21 protein-coding genes are annotated in these 26,499 nt (G+C 41.4%); 20 read left to right on the forward strand and 1 reads right to left on the reverse strand.

From position 1 onward, the window contains the following. Window positions 1-15: 15 nt before the first annotated feature. The 14 genes from dnaK (at window position 16) to B5D47_RS00170 (ending at window position 19,823) form a co-directional block, all read left to right on the forward strand. Complete coding sequence (dnaK, locus tag B5D47_RS00100; RefSeq protein WP_078929688.1) at window positions 16-1,974, forward strand: molecular chaperone DnaK; 1,959 nt, start codon at window positions 16-18, stop codon at window positions 1,972-1,974. Window positions 1,975-2,129: 155 nt separating this feature from the next. Next, window positions 2,130-3,284, forward strand: a complete 1,155-nt coding sequence (dnaJ, locus tag B5D47_RS00105) for a molecular chaperone DnaJ (protein WP_078929689.1) — start codon at window positions 2,130-2,132, stop codon at window positions 3,282-3,284. Between the two features lie 2 nt (window positions 3,285-3,286). After that, a complete protein-coding gene (locus tag B5D47_RS00110) occupies window positions 3,287-4,186 on the forward strand; it encodes a M28 family peptidase (RefSeq protein ID WP_078929690.1) in 900 nt (299 codons plus the stop codon). 100 nt (window positions 4,187-4,286) lie between these two features. After that, window positions 4,287-5,549 (forward strand): argininosuccinate synthase, encoded by a 1,263-nt coding sequence (locus B5D47_RS00115; protein ID WP_078929691.1) that lies wholly within the window; start codon window positions 4,287-4,289, stop codon window positions 5,547-5,549. A 386-nt stretch (window positions 5,550-5,935) separates the two neighbouring features. Further along, window positions 5,936-7,216, forward strand: coding sequence for a pectate lyase (gene pelA, locus B5D47_RS00125; protein ID WP_078929693.1), 1,281 nt, complete (start codon window positions 5,936-5,938; stop codon window positions 7,214-7,216). 101 nt (window positions 7,217-7,317) lie between these two features. Beyond that, window positions 7,318-8,874: an alkaline phosphatase gene (locus B5D47_RS00130; RefSeq protein WP_078929694.1), complete on the forward strand. Its 1,557-nt coding sequence runs from the start codon at window positions 7,318-7,320 to the stop codon at window positions 8,872-8,874. Window positions 8,875-8,948: 74 nt separating this feature from the next. Further along, a complete protein-coding gene (locus B5D47_RS00135) occupies window positions 8,949-10,112 on the forward strand; it encodes a YibE/F family protein (RefSeq protein WP_078929695.1) in 1,164 nt (387 codons plus the stop codon). Between the two features lie 177 nt (window positions 10,113-10,289). Next, window positions 10,290-11,222: an RluA family pseudouridine synthase gene (locus tag B5D47_RS00140; RefSeq protein WP_078929696.1), complete on the forward strand. Its 933-nt coding sequence runs from the start codon at window positions 10,290-10,292 to the stop codon at window positions 11,220-11,222. Between the two features lie 59 nt (window positions 11,223-11,281). Continuing rightward, window positions 11,282-11,626, forward strand: a complete 345-nt coding sequence (locus B5D47_RS00145) for an FHA domain-containing protein (RefSeq protein ID WP_078929697.1) — start codon at window positions 11,282-11,284, stop codon at window positions 11,624-11,626. Between the two features lie 23 nt (window positions 11,627-11,649). After that, window positions 11,650-12,747: a metallophosphoesterase family protein gene (locus B5D47_RS00150; protein ID WP_078929698.1), complete on the forward strand. Its 1,098-nt coding sequence runs from the start codon at window positions 11,650-11,652 to the stop codon at window positions 12,745-12,747. 43 nt (window positions 12,748-12,790) lie between these two features. Beyond that, window positions 12,791-14,476: a serine/threonine protein kinase gene (locus tag B5D47_RS00155; RefSeq protein ID WP_078929699.1), complete on the forward strand. Its 1,686-nt coding sequence runs from the start codon at window positions 12,791-12,793 to the stop codon at window positions 14,474-14,476. Between the two features lie 367 nt (window positions 14,477-14,843). Continuing rightward, window positions 14,844-17,258, forward strand: a complete 2,415-nt coding sequence (lon, locus tag B5D47_RS00160; RefSeq protein ID WP_234969870.1) for an endopeptidase La — start codon at window positions 14,844-14,846, stop codon at window positions 17,256-17,258. Window positions 17,259-17,549: 291 nt separating this feature from the next. Beyond that, window positions 17,550-18,794: a class I SAM-dependent rRNA methyltransferase gene (locus B5D47_RS00165; RefSeq protein WP_078929701.1), complete on the forward strand. Its 1,245-nt coding sequence runs from the start codon at window positions 17,550-17,552 to the stop codon at window positions 18,792-18,794. A gap of 18 nt (window positions 18,795-18,812) precedes the next feature. Further along, window positions 18,813-19,823: a tRNA (adenosine(37)-N6)-dimethylallyltransferase gene (locus tag B5D47_RS00170; protein WP_078929702.1), complete on the forward strand. Its 1,011-nt coding sequence runs from the start codon at window positions 18,813-18,815 to the stop codon at window positions 19,821-19,823. On the opposite strand, the gene B5D47_RS00175 is transcribed toward B5D47_RS00170, so the two are convergent. Then, window positions 19,795-20,007, reverse strand: a complete 213-nt coding sequence (locus tag B5D47_RS00175; protein WP_078929703.1) for a hypothetical protein — start codon at window positions 20,005-20,007, stop codon at window positions 19,795-19,797. The two genes, B5D47_RS00170 and B5D47_RS00175, sit on opposite strands and share 29 nt — an antisense overlap. Before the next feature lie 157 nt (window positions 20,008-20,164). On the opposite strand from B5D47_RS00175, the gene B5D47_RS00180 reads away from it, so the two are divergent. From B5D47_RS00180 to B5D47_RS00205, 6 genes are all read left to right on the forward strand, one after another. Beyond that, window positions 20,165-20,902, forward strand: coding sequence for a TatD family hydrolase (locus B5D47_RS00180; RefSeq protein ID WP_078929704.1), 738 nt, complete (start codon window positions 20,165-20,167; stop codon window positions 20,900-20,902). Window positions 20,903-21,018: 116 nt separating this feature from the next. Next, window positions 21,019-21,798: a 4-hydroxy-tetrahydrodipicolinate reductase gene (gene dapB, locus B5D47_RS00185; RefSeq protein WP_078929705.1), complete on the forward strand. Its 780-nt coding sequence runs from the start codon at window positions 21,019-21,021 to the stop codon at window positions 21,796-21,798. A 202-nt stretch (window positions 21,799-22,000) separates the two neighbouring features. Then, on the forward strand, window positions 22,001-22,237 hold the full coding sequence (locus B5D47_RS00190) for an OadG family protein (RefSeq protein ID WP_078929706.1): 237 nt from the start codon (window positions 22,001-22,003) through the stop codon (window positions 22,235-22,237). Window positions 22,238-22,257: 20 nt separating this feature from the next. Further along, window positions 22,258-24,315: a sodium-extruding oxaloacetate decarboxylase subunit alpha gene (gene oadA, locus B5D47_RS00195; protein ID WP_078929707.1), complete on the forward strand. Its 2,058-nt coding sequence runs from the start codon at window positions 22,258-22,260 to the stop codon at window positions 24,313-24,315. Between the two features lie 77 nt (window positions 24,316-24,392). Beyond that, window positions 24,393-25,859 carry a sodium ion-translocating decarboxylase subunit beta gene (locus B5D47_RS00200; RefSeq protein WP_078929708.1) on the forward strand — a complete coding sequence of 489 codons (1,467 nt, stop codon included), beginning with the start codon at window positions 24,393-24,395 and terminating at the stop codon, window positions 25,857-25,859. 162 nt (window positions 25,860-26,021) lie between these two features. Continuing rightward, window positions 26,022-26,387, forward strand: a complete 366-nt coding sequence (locus B5D47_RS00205) for a hypothetical protein (protein ID WP_143592558.1) — start codon at window positions 26,022-26,024, stop codon at window positions 26,385-26,387. The last annotated feature ends 112 nt before the right edge of the window (window positions 26,388-26,499 follow it).

Consider the following 26,499-nt stretch of genomic DNA (forward strand, 5'->3'; position numbering starts at 1 on the left):
TTTCGGAGGCTTAATATGGGAAAGATTATTGGTATTGACCTTGGTACTACAACTTCAGAAGTATCAGTTATGGAAAACGGACAGGCAACTGTCATTCAGAATTCAGAAGGCGGAAGAATTACTCCTTCAATCGTTGGTTTTACTGCAAAAGGTGAGCGCATTGTAGGCCAGGCTGCAAAAAACCAGGCTATTACAAATCCTAAAAATACAGTTTATGAAGTAAAACGCCTTATTGGTAAACATTACGGCGATCTTCAGGACGAAATTAAACGTGTTCCTTATGGAATCGTTCAGAAAGGCGAAAATGTAGCCGTTGTTGTAACAGATAACGGTCAGCAGAAGGAATATACTCCTCAGGAAATTTCCGCATTCATCTTGCAGAAAATGAAAAAGACTGCTGAAGATTATCTTGGCGAAACTGTAACAGATGCTGTAATCACAGTTCCTGCTTACTTTAATGATGCTCAGCGTCAGGCTACAAAAGACGCCGGAACTATTGCCGGTCTTAACGTAAAACGTATCATCAACGAACCTACTGCCGCAGCACTTGCTTTTGGCCTTAAAGAAGATAAAAACAAGGAAAAAGTTCTTGCAGTAATCGATGAAGGCGGTGGTACTCTCGATGTTACGATTCTTGATATGGCTGACGGCGTATTTGAAGTAAAGGCTACTAACGGTGATACTCACCTTGGTGGCGCTGACTGGGACAATGCTATTGCTGACTGGCTTGTAAATTCATTTAAGGCTGATACAGGAATCGACCTTACAAAAGATCCAATGGCTATGCAGCGTATTAAGGACGCTTCTGAACAGGCAAAAATCGCTCTTTCTAACCAGACAACGACAGACATTAACTTGCCGTTCATTACTGCGGATGCTACAGGTCCAAAGCACCTTCAGAAAACTTTGACACGTGCAGAATTTGAAAGAATGACACAGAGCCTTTGGGACAGAGTTTTGATTCCTTGTCAGAACGCTCTTAAAGATTCTGGATATACAAAAGATCAGATTGATGAAGTTCTTTTGATTGGTGGTTCTTCTCGTATGCCAAAATTCCAGGAAGTTGTAAAGAACTTCTTCGGAAAAGAGCCATTGAAAGGAATTAACCCGGACGAAGCCGTATCTATGGGTGCTGCTATTCAGGGTGGTGTTCTTGCAGGCGATGTAAAGGATGTTCTTCTTCTCGATGTAACACCTCTTTCTCTTGGTATTGAAACAATGGGCGGCGTTATGACAAAACTCATTCCAAGAAATACCACAATTCCTACAAAGAAGAGCCAGATTTTCTCTACAGCTGCTGATGGTCAGACTGCCGTTACAATTCACGTATTGCAGGGTGAACGCGAAATGGCTGCGGAAAACAAGACTCTTGGAAACTTTGACCTTGTTGGTATTCCAGCCGCTCCTCGTGGCGTTCCACAGATTGAAGTTACATTTGATATTGATGCGAACGGCATTGTTCACGTTTCTGCAAAGGATATGGGAACAGGCAAGGAACAGCATATTCAGATTACTTCTTCTTCAGGCTTGAGCAAGGAAGAAATCGACCGCATGGTAAAAGATGCCGAGGCTCATGCTGACGAAGATAAAAAACAGCGCGAGGCAGTTGACGTTAAAAACGAAGCTGACAGCCTGATTTACGCTACTGAAAAAACACTCAAAGATTTGGGCGACAAGGTAGACGGTGCTGAAAAACAGAAAGTTGAAGACGCTGTTGCTGAACTTAAAAAGGCTGTTGAAGGTGGAAACACTGAAGAAATCAAGTCAAAAACTGAGGCTTTGAAACAGGCTTCTTACAAAATTGCTGAAGAAGTTTACAAACAGCAGGGTGCAAGCGGTGCTCAGGGCGCTGCCGGTGCTAATCCGGGAAGCGATGCGGGAGCAAATGCTAGTGGAGATGCTGGTGCAAACAAGAGCGGTTTTGATAAGGGAACTGCTGACGACGTAGCTTACGAAGTTCACGACGACAAATAAAAAATAAAATGAATGGAGGCTTTGAAGACTTTTAGTTTTTGAAGCCTTCTTGCAAAATAAGGCTGTTAAAACAATATTAAATAGACAGCTCAAAAATGAATCAGCCGGTGTCGTTTTGACAGGGCTGATTTGTTCTTTTAAAAAGGTTTAGAAAAATGGCTGCAAAACGTGATTATTACGAAGTATTAGGCGTACAAAAAGGTGCTTCTGCTGATGAGATTAAAAAAGCATATCGAAAACTTGCGATAAAATATCATCCGGACAGAAACCCTGGAAATAAAGAAGCAGAGGAAAAATTCAAGGAAGCAACCGAAGCCTACGAAGTTCTTTCTGATGACAAAAAACGTCCGATTTATGATCAGTACGGCTTTGCAGGATTAGACGGAAGTTCTGGATTTGGTGGTGCCGGCGGATTTACCGGTAGCCATGCATTCCACGATTTTTCTGACCTGTTCGGCGGAATGGGCGGCGGTTTTAGCGATATTTTTGAAGGAATTTTTGGCGGCGGACGCTCTTCTTCAAGAGCTAGAAATCCAAATGCTCCTGAGCAGGGACAGAGCCTGCGCTACGATCTGGACATTTCCTTTAAGGATGCAGTTTACGGAACTAAGGCCGAGATAAAATTCGCCCACAACGAAGCTTGTCCTGACTGCCACGGTTCCGGGGCGGCTGCTGGTGGAAGCAGAAAAACTTGTACAGCCTGCGGTGGAAGCGGTCAGATAAGAAGACAGGCTGGTTTTTTTGCTGTTCAGCAGACTTGTCCTACCTGTCATGGCGCTGGAACTGTAATCGACAAACCTTGCAGTTCTTGCCGTGGAAGCGGAGTTCAGGAAAAATCAAAACGTGTAACCCTTACAATTCCTGCCGGAGTTGATGACGGAAAAAGAATTGCAATCCACGGAGAAGGCGATGCCGGAAAAAACGGCGGACCTGCCGGCGATTTGATTGTTGTTCTTCATGTTGAACCGCACACTTATTTTGAGCGAAGCGGTCAAGATCTTTACTGCGCTGTTCCTGTCACAATGGTTCAGGCGGCTCTTGGCGAAACGATTTTTATTACGACTTTGGACGGAAAAAAGATTGAATTTAAACTGCCGGCTGGAACTCAGAACGGAAAACTCCTGCGAATAAAAAACGAGGGCGTTCCTGTTTTCAATACAAGCCGAAAAGGCGACCTCTACATAAAAATTTTGGTTCAGGTTCCTTCAAGACTTTCTTCAAAACAAAAGGAACTGCTTGAAGAATTTTCAAAACTGGACAATGCGACGACAAGTCCAAATCCGGTTCCTCTTTCTTCTCTTAACAACTAAAAATGAATTTTTTGCCGGAAGATTACGAAGCTTACCTTGCCCCGGAAACAGACAGGCTTTCTTTTTTGAGAAAATACCTGTCTGACCGTGGCGTGCAGACTTCTGTAATTTATCTGGCAGGAAAAAAGCACATTTACGTAAATTTCCATTCAAATTCATATAATCCACAATTTAAAATAAAAACTCTTATTTCTCATTATGACATTGTTTCTGGAAGTCCTGGAGCAAATGACAACAGTTCTGCCAATTTTGCTCTGGCGGATTTTGCCGTAAAAGTGAACGAATTGGCCTTAAAAGGCAAAGTTTTGAATATCCGCATGTTTTTTACAGACGGAGAAGAACTTGGAGAAGGCGGCGTGAGCGAGCAGGGCTCTTTTGCGCTTGCAGAGCTTTTTAAAAAACTCGGAATTGAAAACGATGATGTTTTTGTCTTTGATTCAGTCGGACGGGGAACAGTTCCTGTTCTTGCAAGGGCCGGACTTGATGTTTTAATGAACTTCAAAAAAAACAGGCCTTTTGCAAAACGCTTTGCTTTGCTTTTTGAGAGGACACAAAATATTTTGAGAGAAGCCAGTCCTCAAAAATGGATGACTTTGCCGGTTCCTTACAGCGACAATGCCGGTTTTTTGGCCTGCGGAATTCCTGCCGTAGCGATTACTATGCTTCCGAAGGAAGAGGCGTCCTTGTATTGTCTTGAACTTATGAAAGACAAAAATCTTGAAAAAACGGTTATGAACACAAAACTCAGCGAAAATGCGGATTTTGCCTTTAAATACCGCGAAAAAATGCCTTTGACCTGGCGGCTTTTTCATACCGAATACGACAATTTTTTGAGCCTGACTCCCGAAAGTTTTAAAATAATTGAAAAAATTCTCGAAAAACTTTTGCCTTTATATGTCTGAATATTTCGTCTCTATTGCATAAAGTTGCATAAAACACTAGAGTATTTTGTATAAATATACAGTTTACCGTGCAAATTTTTGTACGGACGGGAGAAATAAAATGGCAAAAGATAAGGTTGTTCTTGCTTATTCTGGTGGATTGGATACAACGGTTATCATTCCTTGGCTTAAAGAAAATTATGACTACGATGTTATCGCTGTGTGTATTGATGTTGGTCAGTGCGACGACTGGGAACACATTAAGGCTCGTGCGCTCAAAACTGGTGCTTCCGCCTGCTATGTTGTAGATGCCCGTCAGGAATATATTGAAGAATATATTTGGCCGGCTCTCAAGGCAAATGCTGTTTACGAAGACGAATATCTCTTGGGAACTTCAACTGCCCGTCCTTTAATTGGAAAAATTCTTGTTGAATATGCAAGACAGGAAGGTGCTGTGGCAATTTGTCACGGTGCGACAGGAAAAGGAAATGATCAGGTTCGTTTTGAACTTGCAATCAAGGCTTTTGCCCCAGACCTGAAGGTTATTGCCGCATGGCGCGATCCAAAATGGAATATGGACAGCCGCGAAGCAGAAATCAAATTTTTGGAAGACCGCGGACTTGAAGTTCCAATGAAAAAAGACCAGTCATATTCCCGTGACGAAAACATCTGGCACATCAGCCACGAAGGCCTTGAACTTGAAAAAACTTCAAACGAGCCTAACTACAAGCACATGCTCAAAAATACAGTTGTTCCGGAAGAAGCGGGCGACGGCGAATACGTTACAATCGAATGGGAAAAAGGAATTCCTGTAAGCTTGAACGGCAAAAAAATGAACGGTCTTGAACTTATGCTCGAACTGAATAAAATTGCCGGAAGAAACGGAGTTGGAATTGCCGACATCTGCGAAAACCGCTGTGTTGGAATGAAAAGCCGCGGAGTTTACGAAACACCGGCTGGAACAGTTCTCTATTTTGCTCACAGAATGATGGATCATATCTGTCTTGACCGCGATACTTACCACTACAAGCAGCAGGTTGCACTCCGCCTTGCAGAGCTTATCTACGACGGAAAAGTATTTACACCGCTGTACGACGCTTTGATGGCATTTGTTGATTCAACTCAGCAGACTGTCACAGGCTGGACAAAAGTAAAACTCGTAAAGGGAATGATCCGCGCCGCAGGTTCAGATTCAAAATACAGCCTTTACAACGAAAATATCGCTTCATTTACAACAGGCGAACTTTACGACCACAAGGACGCACAGGGCTTTATTACCTTGTTCGGCTTGCCTCTTAAAGTGCGCGCAATGATGGAACAGAGTGTTGGCGAAGGCCGCGCGATTGCAGAAAGCAAAAGCCTTAAAAAACGCCCGACAGAGTAATAATTTTTAACAACGAACGTCCTGAAAGTTTTTTTCGGGACGTTTTTTTTATTTTTGGAGCGCAATCTGCCGTCTAGCCGGCTCTTACTGCAAGTCCTCCTTCGCCGTGCTCAGTCCGGGCCTTATAGCCCGGGGTGTTTGCATGCTGGCGCATGCTGCGGCTTTTGCTGGCGCAAAACCCGTTTATTTTACATGTGCGCAAAAGCGCACGACCGGGCCTTATAGCCCGGGGTGGAGCACCGAAGTTGCCGGAACGGCAATGGAGCGGCAGCGAAAGTGCGGAAGACCGGTTTGAGCGCAAAATGTGCTCCTGAATTTTTATAATTTTGATTTTCCGTGCTATAATTTTTCTATTATGAAAATTAAACTTTCTTTTTTGGCTTTTTTTGCTGTTTTTTTTTGTTTTGGGCTGTCAGACTTCTTATGTCGAAAAAATTGAGGATGAGAATTCTAGTGTCGGACAGGCGGAATTTGAGAATTTTACTCAAAAAAAGTATTCGCCTGTTTCACTGAAAGAGTTTTCTGACGGTTTTAATCACGCACGCTATATTTACAAAAATTCTGTTCCTCCTTACAAGCTTTATGACGAAGAGCAGATTGCAGGCATTGCCGAAAATATGGTCTTTTTGCAGAATCCTGACGGCGGCTGGACAAAAAATCTTGATTATCAGCGGATTTTTACTTTGGAAGAACTTAAAGCTCTTCAGGAAAAAAACAGCAGGCTCAAACCTGTCACCTACCATCTTAAGACCGAATCTCACGGAAGCACGATGGACAACCGCAATATTTTTTCTCAAATTCGTTATCTTGCAAATGTTTACATGCAGATTCCTGAAAAACGCTATGCAGAATGCGCAAAACGCGGAATTTTGTGGATTTTGAATGCGCAGGAACCGAATACCGGCGGTTTTACCGGGGCGGACGTTTTTGCTATAACTTTTAACGACGATGTAATGGCGGACGTTCTTTCTTTTTTGAACGAGGTTGTTCAAAACCGGAAACTTTATGCTTTTGTTGATGAAGAAACTTGCGCCCGCGCTCAAAATGCGTATTCTCGTGGAATTGAGTGTATCTTAAAAACTCAGATTAAGGTTACTTTGGACAACGGCTCTAAAATTCTTACGGCTTGGTGCCAGCAGCACAGTTACGAAAATTATGCTCCTGTCTGGGCGAGGGAATTTGAACCGCCTTCAATCTGTTCAACTGAATCTAAAAACGTGGTTAAGTTTTTGATGAAAATTGAAAATCCTTCGCCTGAAATTCAAAATGCGATTATTTCCGCCTGCGAATTTTTTGACAGACCGGAAATTCGCATTCATGGCAAAAAACTCGTAAGAAAAACACGCAAGGCTGAAGTTCTGAACGGGCGTTATTACGATTATGAGCAGGTCCTGGTTGATGAGCCGTCTGCTCCGGACTTGTGGGCGCGTTTTTATGCGCTGGATTCTTCTTTTGACGTTGAGACTGGTGCAAGAAAAACTATCTCAGGAACTTATCCTTCTGTCTTAAAACCTGTTTGGTGCGACCGCGGATGCAAGTATGTCGAAGATTTTAATTCTCTTTCTGTCGAAAGACGCAACGGCTACGGATATACAACTTCTTCTATGGAAAGACTGATTTCGACCGACTTTCCTGCATGGAAAAGGAAAAACGGAATTAGCCGCTAAAAACTGAGCCGATTTTTTTACATTTATCTCATATTTTTTTCATCATTTTATAACATTTGGATTTTATCTTTTCGTTAAACCATTTGGAGGTACAAATTAAAATGATGAAAAGAAAAGAAATTTCACAGGAAAGCTTTCGTGGAATGATGAAACTTGCAGTTGGAGCGGCAATGTTCGCTGCAATGGCTTTTACTTCAAAAGTAGACGCTCAGCAGATTCAGGTAAATCCTACTGGAAAAGGAACTCCTAAATACGTCTTTTTGTTCATTGGCGACGGAATGAGCTATCCTCAGATTCAGAGTTCTGCATATTATCTTGGAAAAGACGCCGCAGGAATTGTTGACACTGTTAAAAAATCAGAAAATCCAAAAGATTCACCTTATGGCGAAAATTTGAGCTTTATGAATTTCCCGGTTGCAGGAAGTGCCCAGACTTACGATGCGACATCTTTTGCGCCAGATTCAGCTTCGACCGCAACATCAATCCTTACCGGAAAAAAGACACATTCTAGTTCTATCAATGTTGACATTACAAAAAAGCAGAAATTCCGCACGATTGCTGAACAGCTTCGCGACCAGAAAAACTGGAAAATCGGTGTAATTACAAGCGTAAACTTGAACCACGCAACTCCGGCGGCTTCTTACGCTCATCAGGCGAGCAGAAAGTCAAACTATCCGATTGGACTTGAGCTTGTCGCTTCAAACTTCGACTATTTTGCTGGCGGAGCCTTGATGGAACCTCAGGACAAAAAAAATGACAAGGAGTCAATTTATTCTCTTGCCCAGAAAGCCGGCTATAAAGTTTGCTTTACACAAAAAGATGCTTCATCTCTCAAAAACGGAGACAAGGCTCTTGTAATTGCGGAAAAACTTGCAGATTCAGACGCGATGAACTATGCTCAGGACGCTCAGAAAGGCGAATGGACGCTCCGCGATTACGTAAAAAAGGGAATTGAAGTTCTCGACAACAAAAAAGGTTTTTTTATGGAAATTGAAGGCGGAAAAATCGACTGGGCCTGCCACGCAAACGATGCACGTTCAACAATTGCCGACACTGTAGCTCTTTCTGACGCCGTAAAAGAAGCAATCGACTTTTACAACAAACACCCTAAGGAAACTCTCATTCTTGTAACTGCCGACCACGAAACTGGCGGACTTACAATCGGATTTGCCGGAACAGACTACAATTTGTTCTTCAACACGCTCAAAAACCAGAAAATTTCGTATGCAAAATACGATTCTGACTTTATTTCAAATTACAAGAAAAACAACACTTCTTTTGACGATGTGATGAAGGACGTGACTGAATTGTTTGGACTTAAAGTTCCTGGTTCGGAAGGAAGCAACAAAAACGGCGGACTCGTGCTTACAGATTACGAATATTCAAGACTTAAGGACGCATACGCAAAAACAATGTCTGGCGACAAAAAACGCGACCAGCGAGAATACGAGCTTTACGGAACTTATGAACCTCTTTCTGTAACAATCACACACATTTTGAACAACAAGAGCGGAATCGGATTCACATCTTATTCGCACACAGGCCTTCCAGTTCCAGTTTTCGCGCTTGGCGCAGGTCAGAACGAATTCGGCGGATATTACGATAACACCGACATCTACAAAAAAATGGCTGCTTTGACAAAAGTTGTTCAGGATTAGACAACGTACAGACAACGTACAGACAACGTATCAGTAGTTCAAAATTAAATAAAAATAGAAAGGAAATTAAAAAAATGTCCAGATTATCACGTTCGACAGTTTCGGTTATTGTTTCGCTTGCGTGCATTGCGGCTATGCTTTTTATTCCTACGGGTTTTGAAGGAGCCTTGCAGTTTAAGGATGCCGTAAAATGCCGTGCAAAAATAATCGAAGTTGACAACAGCCGTTTTATTGATACTGGACTTATTCGCACTGGACAGCAGGTGTGCACTGTCCGCTTCTTGTCTGGAAGATTTAAGGGAAGAATTGCAGAAGGCTGGAATATGCTCAACGGCTCTCTTTCACAGGACAAAATCTTCCGGCCGGGAGACACGGCCCAGGCTCTCGTTCAGTGGGAATTTTCCGACGTAAAAAATCCAAAAAAGGGAAGTGAGCAGATAATTTCGGTCAATCTTATCGATCATTTCCGCCTTCGTGGCGAACTTATCCTTGCCCTTGCGTTTTCTGTCTTCCTCATAGTTTTTGCAGGAGCAACAGGAGTCCGCTCAGTCCTTTCTTTTATTTTTACAGTCCTTGCGCTTTGGAAAATCATTGTTCCGCTTTATCTAAAAGGTTTTGATCCAATGCTTACGGGGCTTTTGGGAACCGCATTTTTAACGGTCGTTATAATCGCGCTCGTCTACGGTTTTGACCGCCGTCTTTTTTCTGCTGCCGGTGGAGCTATGCTTGGAATCGTTTTTTGCGCAGTTCTTTCGATTGTGTGCACAAAAACTCTAAAACTTCACGGCGCTGTCATGGCCCATTCGGAAAGCCTTTTGTATTCAGGATTTCAGTATTTAAACCTTACAAAAATCTTTATGAGCAGCATTTGCATTGGAGCGAGCGGTTCCGTTATGGATCTTGCGGTCGATATAACATCTGCCGTCAACGAGGTTGTAAAAAAATGTCCGTCAATCAGCCGTCTCGAAGCTATAAAATCCGGTCTTGCCGTTGCACGGGCCGCAATGGGAACCATGACGACAACTCTTCTTCTTGCATATTCCGGAACCTGTCTTGCGCTTTTAATGACTTTTATGGCGCAGGGAACTCCGCTTTACAATATTTTGAACAACAATCAGGTCGCCGCCGAAATAATAAACACCGTCGCAGGAAGTTTTGGACTTGCGGCGACCGCCCCGTTTACAGCGTTTTTGGCTGGAATGATTCTTGCAAAAAAATCAAAAAAACACGTCGATTGATTTTTTACCGCTTTTTTTTCATAATTATATAAAAAATTTGGGGGCATTTTTGTGGCTGGGCCACAAAAACCGGGCTGTACGCCGTTGCGCTGTTCGCTTCATTAAAACGCCAGTTAAAAACTGCCGTTTCAACGCCTTTGGCGCGGCTCCCATCCCTTGCCCGAAAAATATATAAAAATGAAAACTTTCAAAATCCTTTCCGAAAAAAAAATCCGCCTCGATGAACTTTTGCGTCAAAATCTTCCATTGCTCTTAAAAACAGAAATTTCCAATTCAAAAATCCGCCGTCTTATCGTTGCAGGAGCGGTAAGCGTAAATCAAAAACAGGTTTTTGTGCCTTCTTTTACGGTTTTTGCAAAATCTTCCGTCTTTGTTTCTGTCGACGAAGAAAAACTTTTTTACGAAAAACAACCCGACGACATAAAATTTGAGCTTACAGAAAAAAATGTTCTTTTTGAGGACGAATACATAATCGTAGTGAACAAGCCGTCGCATTTTCCGACCGAAAAATCTATGGTCGAAACCCGGGATAATCTTCACGCGGCTGTCGTCCGCTATCTTTTTGCAAGACAAAAAATTCAAAATCCGAATGCAAAAAATCCGCCTTATTGCGGCATAATGCACCGTCTTGACCGCGACACTTCCGGTGTAATTCTTTTTACAAAAAAACGCGAAGCAAATGCCGCCTGCCACGACATGTTTGAGCAGCATACCGCGAAAAAAACTTACGTTGCGGCCATTTTAAAAGAACCTGCCTCAAAAAAAATTACAGTTGATTTTCCAATGGGCAGAATAAGCCCGAAAGGTCAGAGCGCAAAATGGGGAAAACTTTCCGAAGTTAAAGGAGGCTTAAAAAGCCGCACTGAATTTGAGTTTTTTAAAGCAAATTCCCGATTTTTTTTGTATTATTGCAAACCTCTTACAGGACGCACTCATCAGATCCGCGTTCATTTGGCAAGCCTTGGCTGTCCGATTTTGGGAGACGAATTATACGGCGGAAAACCTTATAAGCGGATTATGCTGCATGCTGTAAGCCTTAGTTTTCCTCATCCGGCAACAAAAAAAATAATAACCGTAACCGCTCCGCTTCCAGATGAATTTTCAGATTAAATAAATTTGCGCTTAGTTTTGATTTTACAGTTTTTTAGTTTGGTTGTATAATTTTATTCATGCAGGATACTACAATTGTAACAAGTTCGCCTGTCGGTCAGCATTTGGAAAAAATTGCTGATTCAAGTCAGGTTTCGTATTTAATGTTTAACAAAAAGAAAATCAATCTGGTTGCCAAAATGACAATCGGCCGTTCTCCAGACTGTAATATCGTAATCGACAACAAGCTTGCCAGCCGTTTGCATGCTTCGATTCAAAAAATCAAGGACGTTTTTTTTATAAAGGACGAAAATTCTACAAACGGAACTTTTATTAACGGAAGGCGTATTCCAAACGACAAGTACGTTAAATTAAATCCGGGAGACAGGATTACAGTCGGTTCTGTAAATCTTGTTTTGGCGTAAAAATTTGCCAAAAAGGGCTGTCCGTGGATTTAAAAACTGAACTTTTTAATATTTACCGCTCCGAAGATTTTCCTGAATATGATGATTTTATGCATCTTCTTGAAAAGGCCTTGAATCTTTTGGAAAATGAAAATTCACTTTACCGCCCGAAAGAAAAATATGGCGAAAAATTTTCCGGCGGGCTTTTGGATTTTTGCTCAGAAAAGAAATTCGGAAAAGAAAAAAAGCCGGTTGTCGTAATTCCAGACATTCATGCGCGCGAATATTTTTTGTGGCATATTCTTAATTTTGAAATTGAACTGGAAGATTTAAATAAAACCTCTGCTTCTGAAAAAAAATCCGGGCAGGAAAACGAAGATTGCTTAATTTCCGAAAAAATGAGCATTTTGGAAGCTTGCCAAAAAAAACTGATTTACCTTGTCTGCGTCGGAGACATTTTTCATTCAGAACTGCGCTGTTATGATCGCTGGAAAGAGGCATTTGCCGAATTTAACCGCGGCGTAATAAAAAACGAGGCGATGAATCAGGAAATGCTGGAAAACCTGAAAGTTTTGCAGATGATTTTAAAATTAAAGCTTTCTTGTCCGGAAAATTTTCACTGCTTAAAGGGAAATCACGAAAATATTCTGAACGAGGAAGGCCGGGGAAATCATCCTTTTTATAAAATGGCTGCGGAAGGTGAAATGTTCTATCAGTTTATGTCAGAACAGTACGACGATGCTGTCATTTATATTTTAAGCTGCCTTGAGCACGCTTTGCCGCTATGTGCGGTTTTTCCAAATCTTGTCATAAGTCATGCCGAGCCGTTTTTTGAATTGACCCGGTCAAAAATCATAAATTACAGAAAATTTCCTGAAGTAACGCTTGCTCTTACCTGGACGGCAAATGGCGAGGCAAAAAAAGACAGCGTTTCCGAAAGCATAAAAAATCTTCTTGGAAAAAACTGCGAAAATGCCGTGTGGATTGGCGGCCACAGGCCTGTAAAAAACAAATACGGACTAAGGCAGAATGGAAAATATGTGCAGATTCATAACCCGGACGAAGAAAATATCGCTGTTGTCAAACCAGATAGAAAATTTAATCCGGAAACTGATATTTTGAGAGTGGATGTAGAAATTTAGAACTAAAGTTTTAATCTTGACTTTTTATGGGAGCGTAAGTTTTATGGCAGAAAAAATTCCTGAAAGTATCGGAAAATACAAAATTCTAGGACTTGTTGCAAAAGGCGGAATGGGAGCGGTTTATAAAGCCGTTCATCCTTCGTTAAAAAGACTTGTAATCTTAAAAAAACTTACAATCCGAAACAATAAAATTGTCCGCGAACGATTTAAACGCGAAGCCCAGATTTTGCTCGATATGCAAAGTCCTTACATCGTTCATCTTTTTGACTATTTTGTCGAAGGTTCAAGCCATTATATTGTCGAAGAGTTTGTAGAAGGGCTTTCCCTCGCTCAGGTTCTCGAAAAGCAGGTTGCTCTCGGAACAGAACTTGCGCTTTTGATTTTTCAGGATGCCTGTCTTGCATTGAAATTTGCCCATGTAAGAGGAATTGTTCATCGCGACATTAAACCTGGAAATATTCTTATTTCAAAAAGAGCGGAAGTAAAACTTGCAGATTTTGGAATTGCCTCGACCGAAAGCGAAAATGAACCGTCCCAGAAAAACGAAAGCGAGGCTGACAGTTCTGGAAAAACGGTTGCGGAAACTTCAACCACCCAGATTACAGGCGAATTGACAAGCCACGGCGTAACTTTGGGAACTCCTGCCTACATGTCTCCGGAACAGATTACAGACAGCAGAAGCGCAGACAGAAGGGCGGACATTTATTCGATGGGCGTAATGCTTTACGAAATGCTTACCGGAACAAAACCATTTCCTTCAACTTTAAATGCAGAGACATTGGAAAAAATCCGCAAAGGAAAATACGTAAATCCGCGTAAAATCGACAAAAGCATTCCTCCTGTAATTGCCAGAATGATAAAAAAAATGCTCAAGGCAAACCCTGCAAGAAGGTTTCAGTCGATAGACGCAGTTCTCAAAATCGTAAAAAAATATCTTTCTCATTACGATACTCACAAAATAAGAATCGCCCTTGCGCAGACAGTCCTTACAACAAGACAGTTTGCAATTCCTTCGTTTGAGCAGCGCGACAAAAAATTCAAAAAAATTCTCTGTGGAGTTGTGTCTGGACTTGCAGCTTGCGTTCTTTTCGGCTTTGTCTGGAGCCGTGGCTATGTCCACAAAACTGTTTTACGGCATTGGTATAAGAGCGTTGTTTTGAATATGGAAATACCTGTTGCGTCTTCTGTGGACTCCGACCTTCCTTTGCGCGCATTCTTTTTTGCAGATGACGGAAAAGAAATTCCTGAAGTAAACGGAAGCCGCCGGATTTTTACTCAGCAGTCTCAAAATAATTCAAAAAATGTAAAAAATTATTCAACTTATCCTGTTTACCTGCGTTCTGGAAAATACCGGATTAAAATTGCAGTCGGCCCTTATATAATGTGGCAGACAGTCGTAGTTGAAAAAGAGAATTTGAACTTAAAAATCAACAGCCTTCGAAATGCGACCCGGCCTGTAAGAGTTCATGCAGAAAGCTACGACCGTTTTGAAGGAAATTCGCTTACTTCAAAGACAAAATTCTTTATTTCGTACCGGGGAAAATGGGTTTTAATGGACAGTGTTCCGTCTGGAAGCTTAAAAAGCGGTAGTGTCGTAAAAATTCTTGCAAAATGCGAAGGTTACGAAGATGCTTTTTATTCTCTGATTCTTGACTGGTATCAGGATGAGCTGTTTTTGAATGCCGGACTTGAAAAACTGCAGGACAAAAGCAAAGCCAAAGCGGAATAATTTTGTTGCCTACAGCCATTTTTATGGTTAAATTATAATTATGGCTAAAAATAATAACGACAATAATGACGAAAATAAACAGAATGACGCTTTAGAAAATGTTGCTGAAAATTTAAAAAATGCAATAAACGAATTGATTTCAAAGCATACGGACGCCGACGGAACTCCAGTCGATGTTGAAGTGACGGTCGAAAAAGATTCTCCGCAGAAAGAAAAGCCAGAAGGCGAAATTTCTGCAAAAAAAGACGAAACTGAAAAAAACGAAAAAGATACAGCCTCAGGAAAAGAGGAAAAGTCTAAAAAATCTTCAAAAAAAGGTGGACGGCAGACGGACGATCCTGCAAGTTCAATAATTACGGTTGAACAGATGCTTCCTCTAAAATTGCCTCTGGTTGTGCTTAACGGGCATCCGATTTTTCCTGGAATTTTTACGCCGCTTATGCTTTCAAACCCGGACGATGTAAAAATTGTCGAGGATTCGTTTGAAGCAAATGGCTTTATCGGTCTTGTACTTGCAAAAACGGAAGATGAAAATGCCGTTGCAAGCGATTTGTACGATATTGGAACTGTTGCAAGAATTATAAAAAAAATCAACCTTCCTGACGGTGGAGTAAACATCTTTGTTTCGACAATAAAACGTTTTAAAATCCGCCGGGTTTTGTCTGCAAAAAATCCGATTGTTGTTGCAGTTCAGTATCTCGATGACGAGGAAGGCGATACATTTGAAACAAAGGCCCTTACACGCGCGCTTATAAGCGAAATGAAAGAAATAAGCGACAATAATCCGCTTTTTTCCGAAGAAATGCGCTTAAATATGGTGAATATCGACAATCCTGGAAAAATTGCCGATTTTGTTGCTTCAATTTTAAATGTTGAAAAAGCTGACCAGCAAAAAGTTCTCGAAGAGCTTAACGTTCGCTCCAGGCTTGAGCAGGTTCTTGTTTTTATAAAAAAAGAACAGGAACTTTTGCGAATGCAGAAGAAAATTCAAAATGAATTAAACGAAAAAATTGAAAAAAATCAGCGCGAATACTTTTTGCGCGAAGAAATGAAATCAATTCAAGATGAGCTTGGAATCGGTGCCGATGGAGAAGGAAACGATTATTCAAAATTCAAGGAAAAAATCGAAGGATTCAAATTTGAAGGCGAAGTAAAGGAAGCTTTGGAAAGCGAACTCGAAAAATTCAAATTGATGGATTCCAATTCTTCTGAATATTTTGTAAGCCGCAATTATCTTGAACTGGTCTGCGCTCTTCCGTGGAATGAGGAATCAAAAGAAAACCTCGATCTTGCAAAAGCATATAAAATTCTTGAAAAAGACCATTACGGCCTTGACGATGTAAAAAAACGGATTCTTGAATATCTTGCAGTCCGAAAGATGAAAAAAGACAACAAAGGTTCAATTTTGATTCTCGTAGGACCGCCGGGAGTAGGAAAAACCTCAATCGGACACTCTATCGCAAATGCAATGAACAAGCCTTTTTACAGGTTCAGTGTCGGCGGCATGAGAGACGAGGCTGAAATAAAAGGACACCGCAGAACGTACATTGGCGCAATGCCTGGAAAAATTCTCCAGGGATTAAAAATTACAAAGACAAAATCGCCGGTCTTTATGATTGATGAAGTTGATAAAATGGGTTCAAGTGTTCAGGGCGACCCTGCAAGCGCGCTTCTTGAAGTTTTGGATCCTGAGCAGAATGTAAGTTTCCGCGACAGCTATTTGGATTTGCCGTTTGACGTAAGCAATGTCTTCTTTATTTTGACGGCAAATACACTGGATTCAATTCCGGAGCCGCTTTTGGACCGTGCCGAAATCATCCAGCTATCTGGTTATATCGATCAGGAAAAACTTGAAATTGCAAGAAAATACCTTATTCCAAAAAATCTTGCAAAAAACGGACTTGCAAAAGGCCAGGTAAAATATACAAAGGCCGCTCTTTTGCGTATTGCGGAAGAATATGCGCGCGAGGCCGGTGTCCGCAATTACGAAAAATGTATTGATAAAATTCACAGAAAGATAATTACACGGCAGCTTTCTGGAATTCCTGAGAACATCAAGACTTTAAGCGAAGTTAAAGAAATCGTAAATAACGAATGTGATTCTCTGGACGGAAAACAGTTCAATATTGATGCAAAAGATTTGGATACTTATCTTGGCAAGCCTGTTTTTGACGAAAGCGAAATCAAACGGGCAGAAATTCCTGGAACTTGCATTGGCCTTGCCTGGACAAGCATGGGAGGCGACACTCTTCTTATCGAAGCAATCAGTTTCCCTGACAGCAAGGGCGGACTTGTCTTGACCGGACAGATGGGCGATGTTATGAAGGAATCTTCTCAAATTGCCTTTAACTACGTAAAGCAGTATGCAATTGAACACAAGATAAAGCCTCAGAGCTGGTTTGATCAGAACGTAATTCACCTGCATATTCCGGAAGGAGCGACACCAAAGGACGGACCGAGCGCAGGCATTACGATGGCAGTAACATTTATGTCTCTTTTGACCGGCAGGGTTGTAAAAAGCGATGTTGCAATGACCGGAGAACTTGATTTGACAGGTTCTGTCATGGCGATCGGCGGTTTACGTGAAAAAACTGTAGCTGCCAAGCGAAACGGAGTAAAGACGATTTTTATTCCGAAGAGCAATGAGCGCGATCTTGAAGAAATTCCTGAAATCGTAAAAACGGGAATAAAATTTATTCCTGTAAAAAAAGCATTTGAAGTTTTCCAGCAGGTTTTCCAGCCGGAAAAAATCGTGCAGGAAAAAAGCGACTACGGATTTTAGCGCACAACAGGGCTTGTAGCCCTGATTGCTTGCGTGCGTGGCACGCTGCGGCTTTTGCTGGCGCAAAACCCGATTTTTTACGTGTGCGCTAAAAGCGCACGACAGGGCTTGTAGCCCCGGTTGGAACAGCGCCGGAGGCGTTCGGCTTGCCGAATGCAGCGTATAGCGGAACTGTGGAAAGCGGGTTAGTGCGAAAAATGCGCTCCAAAAATTTTGAATTCTAATACACTTTTGTAAATTTAATTTTTTTTGTATTATTAGCGTAAATTTTTGATTTTTGTCAGGTGAATTATGTTTCCAAGAGTGTTTTTAAATCCTTCCGAAGAAATTGAAGTTGCCCAGGGGTTTCCGTGGGTTTTTGATAACGAAATAAGCCATGTAAAATTTGAAGAGAAAAGTGGTGTTAAGCAGGCTTCGCTTGCCGATTGTTCTGTAAAAGACGGCGAAGTTGTTGAAGTTTTTGCAAATGCGGGCGGTTTTTTGGGAACTGGTGTTATAAACCGCACTTCAAAAATTTCTGTCCGCATAATCGGAAGAGAACATGCCGACCAGATTATGAAAGACAGCCGCGCTTATTATGCAAAAAAAATTCAGGACGCTTACGACCTTAGAAAGCTTTATTACGACAGAAAAGACAGTTATCGCCTTGTCTATGCAGAAGCAGACTTGATTCCTGGCCTGATTGTTGAACGCTACTGCGATGTAAAGAAAAATATTTATCTTGTTGTCCAGTTTTTGTCTTTGAGCGCAGAAGTTTTTAGAAAAGAAATTCTCGAAGCCTTAAATTCGATAATACGGCCTTATGGAATTTTTGAGAGGGATGACGCTTCTGTCCGCGAAAAAGAAGGCCTTGAAGAAAAATCCTGCTGGATTGGCGAAGCCCGCGACGAAAAGATTATGATTCGCGAAAACGATGTGCTTTTGGAAGTTGATATTGCTCATGGCCAGAAAACCGGATATTTCCTTGACCAGAAATTTAACCGCAAACAGGTTGCAAAACTTGCTTCTGGAAAAAAAGTTCTCGACGCTTGCAGTCACACCGGCGCTTTTGGCCTGAACTGTTTTAAGGGAGAGGCAAAAGACGTTACCTGCGTCGATTTGAGCCCAGAAGCCGTTGCAATGATTGAAAAAAATATTGAGCTCAACGGAGCCGGAAAAAAGGTAAAGGCGGTTTGTGCGGATATTTTTGACAAATTAAAAGAATACGAAGCGGCAGGCGAAAAATTTGATTTGATTATCCTCGATCCTCCTGCGTTTACAAAAAGTGCAAAAAATATTCAAAAGGCGTACGGCGGATACAAAGAAATAAACCTTCGTGCAATGCGCCTTTTGACAGAAAACGGAATCCTCGTAACCTGTTCCTGCTCTTACTTTTTTGATTCGGAGCATTTTTACGGAATGATTATGAAGGCGGCCGAAGATTCAAAAAAACGCGTTCAAATTTTGGCAAAGTACGGGGCTGGACCTGATCATCCTGTTCTTGCAGGTTATCCTAAGTCTGAATATTTAAAATGCGCTGTTTGCCGCGTGCTTTAGTTTTTTAGGAAACAAAAAATGAACTATAACTGTATTTTTGTAATTGGACCTACAGCCGTCGGAAAAACCGAAATCGGCGTTCGCCTTGCTGCAAGTCTCGGAGGCGAAGTTTTAAGCGCAGACAGCCGTCAGGTTTACCGCGGACTCGACATTGGAAGTGGAAAGGATTTGTGCGATTTTAAGATGAATGAAAATCTCGCGCTTTCCCTCAATCCTGCGTTAAAGGACAAAATTACTGACGGTTTTTACAATGTTCCGTATCATATAATCGATGTTACGGATTTAAGTCACGAATACAGCCTGTTTGATTTTACGGCAGATTTTTACAATTCGTTTGCAGACTGCCAGAAACGCGGAGTTTTGCCGGTTGTTGTCGGTGGAACCGGAATGTATCTTGATTCAATACTCAGAAATTACGATATGATTCCGTTCGAAGAAAATGCGGCCGAAAGACAGAAACTTGAATCTCTTTCTTATGAAGAATTAAAGTCGATTTTAATAGCAGAAAAAGAAAAACTTCATAATACGAGCGAATTCGGCGACAGTGAGCGCATAATAAAGGCGATTCTCTTAAACCGTTTTACAAAATCTGAGGAATATAAAACTCTGCGAAAAAAGGTGCTTTCAACTCGTCCTAAGGTTAATCCGCTTGTGCTTGGCACAACCTTGCCGCGTCCTTTAGTTCGCGAGAGAATTTCAAAACGCCTGCACGACCGTCTTGAAGAGGGGTTGATCGAAGAAGTTCAAAATCTGCACGAAAATGGAGCGTCATGGCAGAGGCTTGAAAGTCTTGGACTTGAATATCGTTTTGTGAGTGAATATCTTCAGCAGAAGATTGAAAGCAAAGAAAAACTTTTTGAACTTTTAAACCTTGCAATCGGGCAGTTTGCAAAAAGACAGGAAACCTGGTTTAAGGGAATGGAAAAGAAAGGCGTAAAAATAAACTGGCTGCCTCAAGAAATGCCTGTTGATGTTCGTTTTGAGGCAGCTTTGGAGCTAGTTAGGCAACGGCTTCAGCAGGAGACTTGATTTTAGTAAGATAGCCGGTGCGGATACAAGAGTCGAACAGAGCCTTGCTAATAAAATCTGTTGTAACGTCATCATAGCCGTCTTCATCGCGTACAATGCGAACAATGTAGCCGTCGTCCATTTCGCGTACAACAGTCATGTAATCAGTTTTTTTACCAATGCTTTTAAGTGTGTATGTTCCCATTTTGAATTCCTCCCGCGTTTTTAACGCAAAAAAATGTTACGTACATAATTATTTTCGGTATAATAAAAAAAACATTAACAAAAAGTTTAAATATTTGGGTACTTTTGCTTATAGACAGTATTTATGCATGAGCACTGTCAAAAAAAGAGGTTTTTAGTTGATTTTTGATGCACACCTGCATTTAGTTCATTCTTCTCTTCCTGATTTTTCTAAAACTGGCAAATCTGTCGATTTTTATGCCGGCGTTGCCTGCGCTCTTTCCGAGGACGAATTTATAAAACAGGAAAAAATCATTGATTCAATTCCTCAGAACTCCGGAATCAGTTTTTTTAAGTCGTTCGGAATTCACCCTCAAAACCCGGATTTTTCGTATTCAGAATATTTGATTCAGCTTCTCGAAAATAAAAAAATTGATGCGGTCGGGGAGTGCGGCTTTGATTTTTTTACTCAGGATTTTCGCTCTATGTCTCAAAAACAGGAAAAAGTCTGGAATTTTCAGCTCGAGGCCGCAATAAAATACGGAAAGCCTCTTGTAATTCACGGAAGAAAATGCACAGAGCGTTTATTTAAGGACATAAAACTTTTAAAAAAGGTCAAAGGCGTGGTCTTTCATTCGTGGGCAGGAACTTTGACAGAAGCAAATTCGCTTTTAAAAAAGGGCGTAAATGCTTATTTTTCGTTTGGAAAACCTATTTTAAATGGCAAAAAAAGTGCGATTGAATGCGTAAAATTTCTTGAGGAAAGCAGGATTGTCTTTGAAACCGATGCCCCGTATCAGACCTTAAAGGGCGAAGAAAAAACTCTTCCAGAAGATATTTTAAAGGTTTATGAGCAGGCTGAAAAACTTCGTGGAAAAAAAATTGAGCCTGATATAACGTCACTTTTCAAAAACTAGACTAATCTTTATAATTTTAAGGCGGATGTCGTATTTTTTTTAGTTTTGAAAAATCGACTTCGTTTTTATTAAAAATTTACTTTATAAAATAAATAAAATTTTAAGGAAGAAATAAAATGAAAATTGCGCTTGTCGGATATGGAAAAATGGGGCACATGATTGAAAAATGTGCAAAGGATGCAGGCCACGAAGTTGTTGCAACAATCGACGTCATGGCAAAAGACGCTACAAATATAGTGCCGGCAGGAGACGGAAAAGCTGTTGCCGATGCTGTAAAAAATAGCGGAGCCGAAGGCGTAATCGAATTTTCCCACCCAACTGCCGTTCTTGGAAACCTGAATGCCTTGATTCCTCTTGGACTTCCTGTAGTTGTCGGTACGACCGGCTGGGCAAAGAGCGAGGACGAAATTGCAGAGCTTTGCAAAAAAACTTGTGGAACTGCGATGCGTTCTTCAAATTTTTCAATCGGCGTAAATATGTTCTATAAGATTGTAGAAGAAGCTGCAAAAATTATGGCAGAATACTCTGATTATGACGTTGCCGTTTGGGAAGCACACCACAATCAGAAAGCCGACAGTCCCTCAGGAACCGCGCTCGAAGTTGCCCGCCGCATAATGCTCGGAAATAAATCGAAAACACAGATGGTTTTTGATGCTTTCCATGAAAAGCCAAAGGCAAATGAGCTTCATGTAAGTTCAACCCGCGTTGGTTTTGTTCCTGGAACTCATACCGTTTTCTTTGATTCTCCAGCGGACGAAATCGAACTTACACACAGAGCTAGAAGCCGCGAAGGTTTTGCAAAAGGTGCGGTTGTTGCCCTTGAAAAACTTGCCGCAAAAATTGCTTCCGGTGAGCTTGAAAAAGGCAGGCTTTACGGAATGAGCGATTTGTTCTAATTTGCTGATTTATTGGAAGAAAAAGAGTTTGAAAGAGGAAAGGAAACCTTTTTAAGGTGTCTTTTCCTCTTTTTTTATTCATTTTGCACTGTAAAAAAATCGTTAAACAAGTCTGGAATCATTGAATAAAGATTTTCAATAATTTATACTTTTAATAATATTCAATCATTTTAAATAAAAGTATTTCACTTATGGAGGAAATATGACAATCCAAGAAATGCTGGGACAGAGCGCTATTCTTACTGTCCTGGGTATGTGTGTTGTTTTTGCCTTCCTCATAATCTTGATTGGCTTTATGAATTTGCTTAGAGTAGTTATTCATGCGGCCAAACTTGACAAAGAGGCGCCAAAAGCCGAAAGTGCCGCTCCTGCAGCTGCACAGGTTGACCAGAAGGCAGTCGTTGCCGCTATTGCAACTGCTCTGCACAACAAAAACTAAAATTAGAGGTATTTGACAAAATGGCAAAAAAAATTGGTATTTCTGAACTTGTTTTGCGTGATGCTACACAGTCTCTTCACGCTACTCGCATGACGACAGCTGACATGCTGCCAATCGCTCCAAAAATCGACCAGATTGGTTACTGGGCTGCAGAAGCTTGGGGTGGAGCAACTTATGACTCTTGTATCCGCTTCTTGAATGAAGATCCATGGGAACGCCTTAGAAAGCTCCATGCTGCAATGCCAAACACAAAAATTATGATGCTTTTGCGCGGACAGAACCTTCTCGGTTACCGCCACTATGCTGATGATGTTGTTGATAAATTCGTAGAAACTGCTGCAAATAACGGTATCGACGTTTTCCGTATTTTCGATGCCTGCAACGACCCTCGCAACCTTGAACGCGCTACAAAAGCCGCTAAAAAAACTGGCAAACACGTTCAGATGGCAATTTCTTATGCTACGACTCCATATCATACAAAAGAAATCTACGCTGACCTTGCAAAAACTTATGCAGATTTCGGCGCTGATTCTATCTGTATCAAAGATATGTCTGGTCTTCTTAAGCCATATGAAGCTTATGACCTTGTAAAGGCAATCAAATCAAAAGTTGACCTTCCAGTTGAAATTCACTCTCACGCTACAACTGGTCTTTCAGTTGCTACTTTGCTCAAGGCGGCAGAAGCTGGTGCTGATGTTCTCGACACTGCGATTTCTGCAATGGCAATGGGAACTTCTCACTCTCCTACAGAAACTGTAGTAGAAATGCTTAAGGGAACTGAATACGACACAGGTCTTGATATTTCTGCTTTGCTTGAAATCGCTGCATATTTCCGCGAAATCCGCAAGCACTATGCTTCTCTTGAATCAAAATTCTTGGGAGCTGATACACGTATTCTTAAATCTCAGGTTCCAGGCGGAATGCTTTCAAATCTCGAAAACCAGCTCAAACAGCAGGGCGCATCTGACAAAATCGACGATGTATTGAAAGAAATCCCTCTCGTTCAGAAAGATGTAGGATATGTTCCTCTCGTAACTCCAACTTCTCAGATTGTAGGAACTCAGGCTGTATTCAACGTTCTCTTCGGACGCTACAACAACCTTACTCAGGAATTCCGCGATCTTCTCGTTGGCAAATACGGAAAAGTTCCAGCTGCTCCAAATGCTGACCTTGTTAAAAAGGCTCTTGAACTTAACAAAATGGACAAAGTTATTGACTGCCGTCCAGCTGACCTTATTGCTCCAGAATGGGACAAAATGGTTGAAGAATCTAAGAAGAACGGCGGAAACGGTTCTGTTGAAGATACTCTTACATACGCAATGTTCCCGAAAGTTGCTGCAAAATTCTTTGAAACCCGTGCAAACGGTCCTGTTGATGCAGAAAAAACATTCGGTCTTAAAGAAACACCAAAAGCTGAAGCTAAGTCTGCAAACGGCTCTTACACTGTAACTGTAAATGGACAGAGCTATCAGGTTACTTCAAACGGCGATAATATCACTGTTGACGGAACTCCTTACAATGTAACATTTGGTGCCGCAGGTGCTTCTGCTTCTGTTGCCGCTGCTGCTACAACTGTTGGTGGTGAAGATGTAAAAGCTCCTGTTGCAGGAACACTCCTCAAACAGTGCTTTGCAAACGGTACAAAAGTTTCTAAAGGACAGACAATCATCATCGTTGAATCAATGAAGATGGAACTTGAAGTAAAATCTCCTGCTGACGGTACAATCACATACACAGTTCCTGCAGGAACTCAGATTGCAAACGGCCAGGTTATTGCAACCATCGGCGGAGTTGTAAAAACTGCTCCTGCGCCTGTTGCTGCTCCAGCCCCAGCTGCTGCCGCTCCTGCACCTGCTGCCTCTGCCGGTGGAAAAGCTGTAAAAGCTCCTGTTGCAGGAACTTTGCTTAAATATGCAGTTGCTGAGGGTGCTTCGGTTCAGGCTGATACAACAGTAATCATTATTGAATCGATGAAAATGGAACTTGAAATCAAGGCTGGCGCTGCTGGTAAAGTGCACTTTACAGTTCCTACAGGAACTCAGGTTTCTAACGGACAGACTGTTGCTGAAATTCAGTAAGAATTAATCGTTGTTGCAAGAATTGTATCGTAAGATACCTTTCTTGCAATGACGGATTTATTAGGAAATAAAACGAAATGATCGATTTGAACAAAAATTTTAGAAAGCAGGTTCTTGGCGTTACTTGTGCAATCATGGCGGTTGCTTTTGTTTTGAGCACAGGTTCTAAAGTTCTTGCACAGACAGCAGGCGATTCTGCTCCTGTTGCGACTGAAACTGTAGCTCCTGCAACTTCGGCTTCTGAAGGACACGGTCTTGACCGCGTAATTAAAGGAACTGAAAACTGGGGCGAAGAACACGAAATCAACGTTGGAAAATTCATCCAGAATATTGGAAAATCAACTGGAATTTACCAGATGATTAAACAGCAGAGAGTAGACCCTAATCCAACAGGTGTAATGCCGGAAGTAAAAGAAACTCCTCGGACTGACTGGGGAAAAGCTCCTGGCTGGCAGTCGTTGATTATGATTGCGATTGGATTCTTGATCGTTTACCTTGCTGTAGGAAAAGGTTTTGAACCTCTTCTTTTGATTCCGATTGGATTTGGTACAATCTTAGTAAACATTGTTGGAGCTGGAATGGGCGACCTTCCAGATGGAATGCTGGCAATCATCTATAAAGCAGGTGTTGGAAACGAATTCTTCCCTATGCTGATTTTTATGGGAATCGGTGCAATGACAGACTTCGGCCCTCTTATTGCCAACCCTAAGACAGCAATTTTGGGTGGCGCGGCACAGTTTGGTGTATTCTTTACATTGTTCGGTGTTGCAATCATGAATATGTTCGGTTTGAACTACAACATCATGCAGGCTTGTGCAATCGGTATTATCGGTGGTGCTGACGGTCCTACATCAATCTATGTTTCTGGAAAACTCGCTCCTGAGCTTATGGGTGTAATTGCTGTTGCGGCATACTCTTATATGGCTTTGGTTCCGATGATTCAGCCTCCAATTATGAAGCTTCTTACAACAAAAAAAGAACGCATGATTCACATGGAAAACCCACGCCAGGTTTCAAAGGCAGAAAAGGTTTTGTTCCCATTGATGCTTCTTGTTTTGACAATTATCTTGTTGCCTCCAGCAGCTCCTCTTATCGGTATGCTCGCTTTTGGTAACTTTGTAAAAGAATCTGGTGCTGCGGCCCGCCTTTCAAAGACTATGGAAAATGAATTGATGAACATTGTTTCAATTCTTCTTTCTTTGGGCGTAGGTTCTCAGATGACACCGGAAAAAATCATCAAGGGTGAATCTCTTGGAATTATCGTTCTTGGTCTTGTAGCATTTGCAGTAGCAACAGCCGGCGGTCTTTTGATGGCAAAATTGATGAACGTTTTCCTTCCAAAAGGAAAGAAAATCAATCCTCTCATCGGTTCGGCCGGTGTTTCAGCAGTTCCAATGGCTGCCCGCGTTGCACACAAGGTTGCTCAGAGCGAAGATCCTTCAAACTTCATCTTGATGAATGCGATGGGACCAAATGTTGTAGGTGTAATCGGAACAGCAATGGCTGCCGGAGTATTTATTGCTACATATGGCGGACTTCGCTAGTCGCTTCGTGTCGCCACATGAAGCTTGTGATTTTATAAAGATAAAATCAATCGCTACATATGGCGGACTCCGCTAGTCGCTTCGTATGGCGGATTATGCTAGTCTGACTGTTAATTTTTTTTGGTGATAATGCTTTGCAAAATCACCGCATTTTATAAAAATATGAAACGCCGTCTTTTGTACGTTATTTTTTCTTTTCTCGCTTTGTTTTCTTCTTATGCGGGAATCGGTGTGCAAAGGGCGGTGTTTTCTTCTTCCGACGATGTAAAAATCGTTACGGTTCATGCTCCTTCGCAGGAATTTGTTTCTGCATCTTCAAGTGAATCAAAAATCATAGAACGTGTTTTTTCGCGTTCTCAAAAAAAAGCAGATTCTTGTAATAAATTTTCAACAGGTCTTTTTTTTGACAGAATAGAAGCTGTTTCTGTTTATCTTCCTTTCTTTACTTATGCTTCTTTTAACGCTTCACGCGTGCTTCTTCTTCCAAAATCAATTCAAAATATTATCTTTCTTCAGACCGTCATCTAAATAAAACGTAAAAATCACAATTTTGACTTTATTTTAAATTTTTTCTCAGAGGTTTTATATGACGGGGTTTATTATCGTGCTTGTTATATTTGCAGTCATGACTGTTGGTTGC

Source organism: Treponema berlinense (assembly GCF_900167025.1).
Lineage (GTDB): Bacteria > Spirochaetota > Spirochaetia > Treponematales > Treponemataceae > Treponema_D > Treponema_D berlinense.

What these genes read in the sequence shown, in the direction of transcription:
- dnaK (WP_078929688.1), top strand. Translation starts at nt 16, where the DNA reads ATGGGAAAGATTATTGGTATTGACCTTGGTACTACAACTTCAGAAGTA.
- dnaJ (WP_078929689.1), top strand. Translation starts at nt 2,130, where the DNA reads ATGGCTGCAAAACGTGATTATTACGAAGTATTAGGCGTACAAAAAGGT.
- B5D47_RS00110 (WP_078929690.1), top strand. Translation starts at nt 3,287, where the DNA reads ATGAATTTTTTGCCGGAAGATTACGAAGCTTACCTTGCCCCGGAAACA.
- B5D47_RS00115 (WP_078929691.1), top strand. Translation starts at nt 4,287, where the DNA reads ATGGCAAAAGATAAGGTTGTTCTTGCTTATTCTGGTGGATTGGATACA.
- B5D47_RS00130 (WP_078929694.1), top strand. Translation starts at nt 7,318, where the DNA reads ATGATGAAAAGAAAAGAAATTTCACAGGAAAGCTTTCGTGGAATGATG.
- B5D47_RS00135 (WP_078929695.1), top strand. Translation starts at nt 8,949, where the DNA reads ATGTCCAGATTATCACGTTCGACAGTTTCGGTTATTGTTTCGCTTGCG.
- B5D47_RS00140 (WP_078929696.1), top strand. Translation starts at nt 10,290, where the DNA reads ATGAAAACTTTCAAAATCCTTTCCGAAAAAAAAATCCGCCTCGATGAA.
- B5D47_RS00145 (WP_078929697.1), top strand. Translation starts at nt 11,282, where the DNA reads ATGCAGGATACTACAATTGTAACAAGTTCGCCTGTCGGTCAGCATTTG.
- B5D47_RS00155 (WP_078929699.1), top strand. Translation starts at nt 12,791, where the DNA reads ATGGCAGAAAAAATTCCTGAAAGTATCGGAAAATACAAAATTCTAGGA.
- lon (WP_234969870.1), top strand. Translation starts at nt 14,844, where the DNA reads ATGCTTCCTCTAAAATTGCCTCTGGTTGTGCTTAACGGGCATCCGATT.
- B5D47_RS00165 (WP_078929701.1), top strand. Translation starts at nt 17,550, where the DNA reads ATGTTTCCAAGAGTGTTTTTAAATCCTTCCGAAGAAATTGAAGTTGCC.
- B5D47_RS00170 (WP_078929702.1), top strand. Translation starts at nt 18,813, where the DNA reads ATGAACTATAACTGTATTTTTGTAATTGGACCTACAGCCGTCGGAAAA.
- B5D47_RS00175 (WP_078929703.1), bottom strand. Translation starts at nt 20,007, where the DNA reads ATGGGAACATACACACTTAAAAGCATTGGTAAAAAAACTGATTACATG.
- dapB (WP_078929705.1), top strand. Translation starts at nt 21,019, where the DNA reads ATGAAAATTGCGCTTGTCGGATATGGAAAAATGGGGCACATGATTGAA.
- B5D47_RS00190 (WP_078929706.1), top strand. Translation starts at nt 22,001, where the DNA reads ATGACAATCCAAGAAATGCTGGGACAGAGCGCTATTCTTACTGTCCTG.
- oadA (WP_078929707.1), top strand. Translation starts at nt 22,258, where the DNA reads ATGGCAAAAAAAATTGGTATTTCTGAACTTGTTTTGCGTGATGCTACA.
- B5D47_RS00200 (WP_078929708.1), top strand. Translation starts at nt 24,393, where the DNA reads ATGATCGATTTGAACAAAAATTTTAGAAAGCAGGTTCTTGGCGTTACT.
- B5D47_RS00205 (WP_143592558.1), top strand. Translation starts at nt 26,022, where the DNA reads ATGAAACGCCGTCTTTTGTACGTTATTTTTTCTTTTCTCGCTTTGTTT.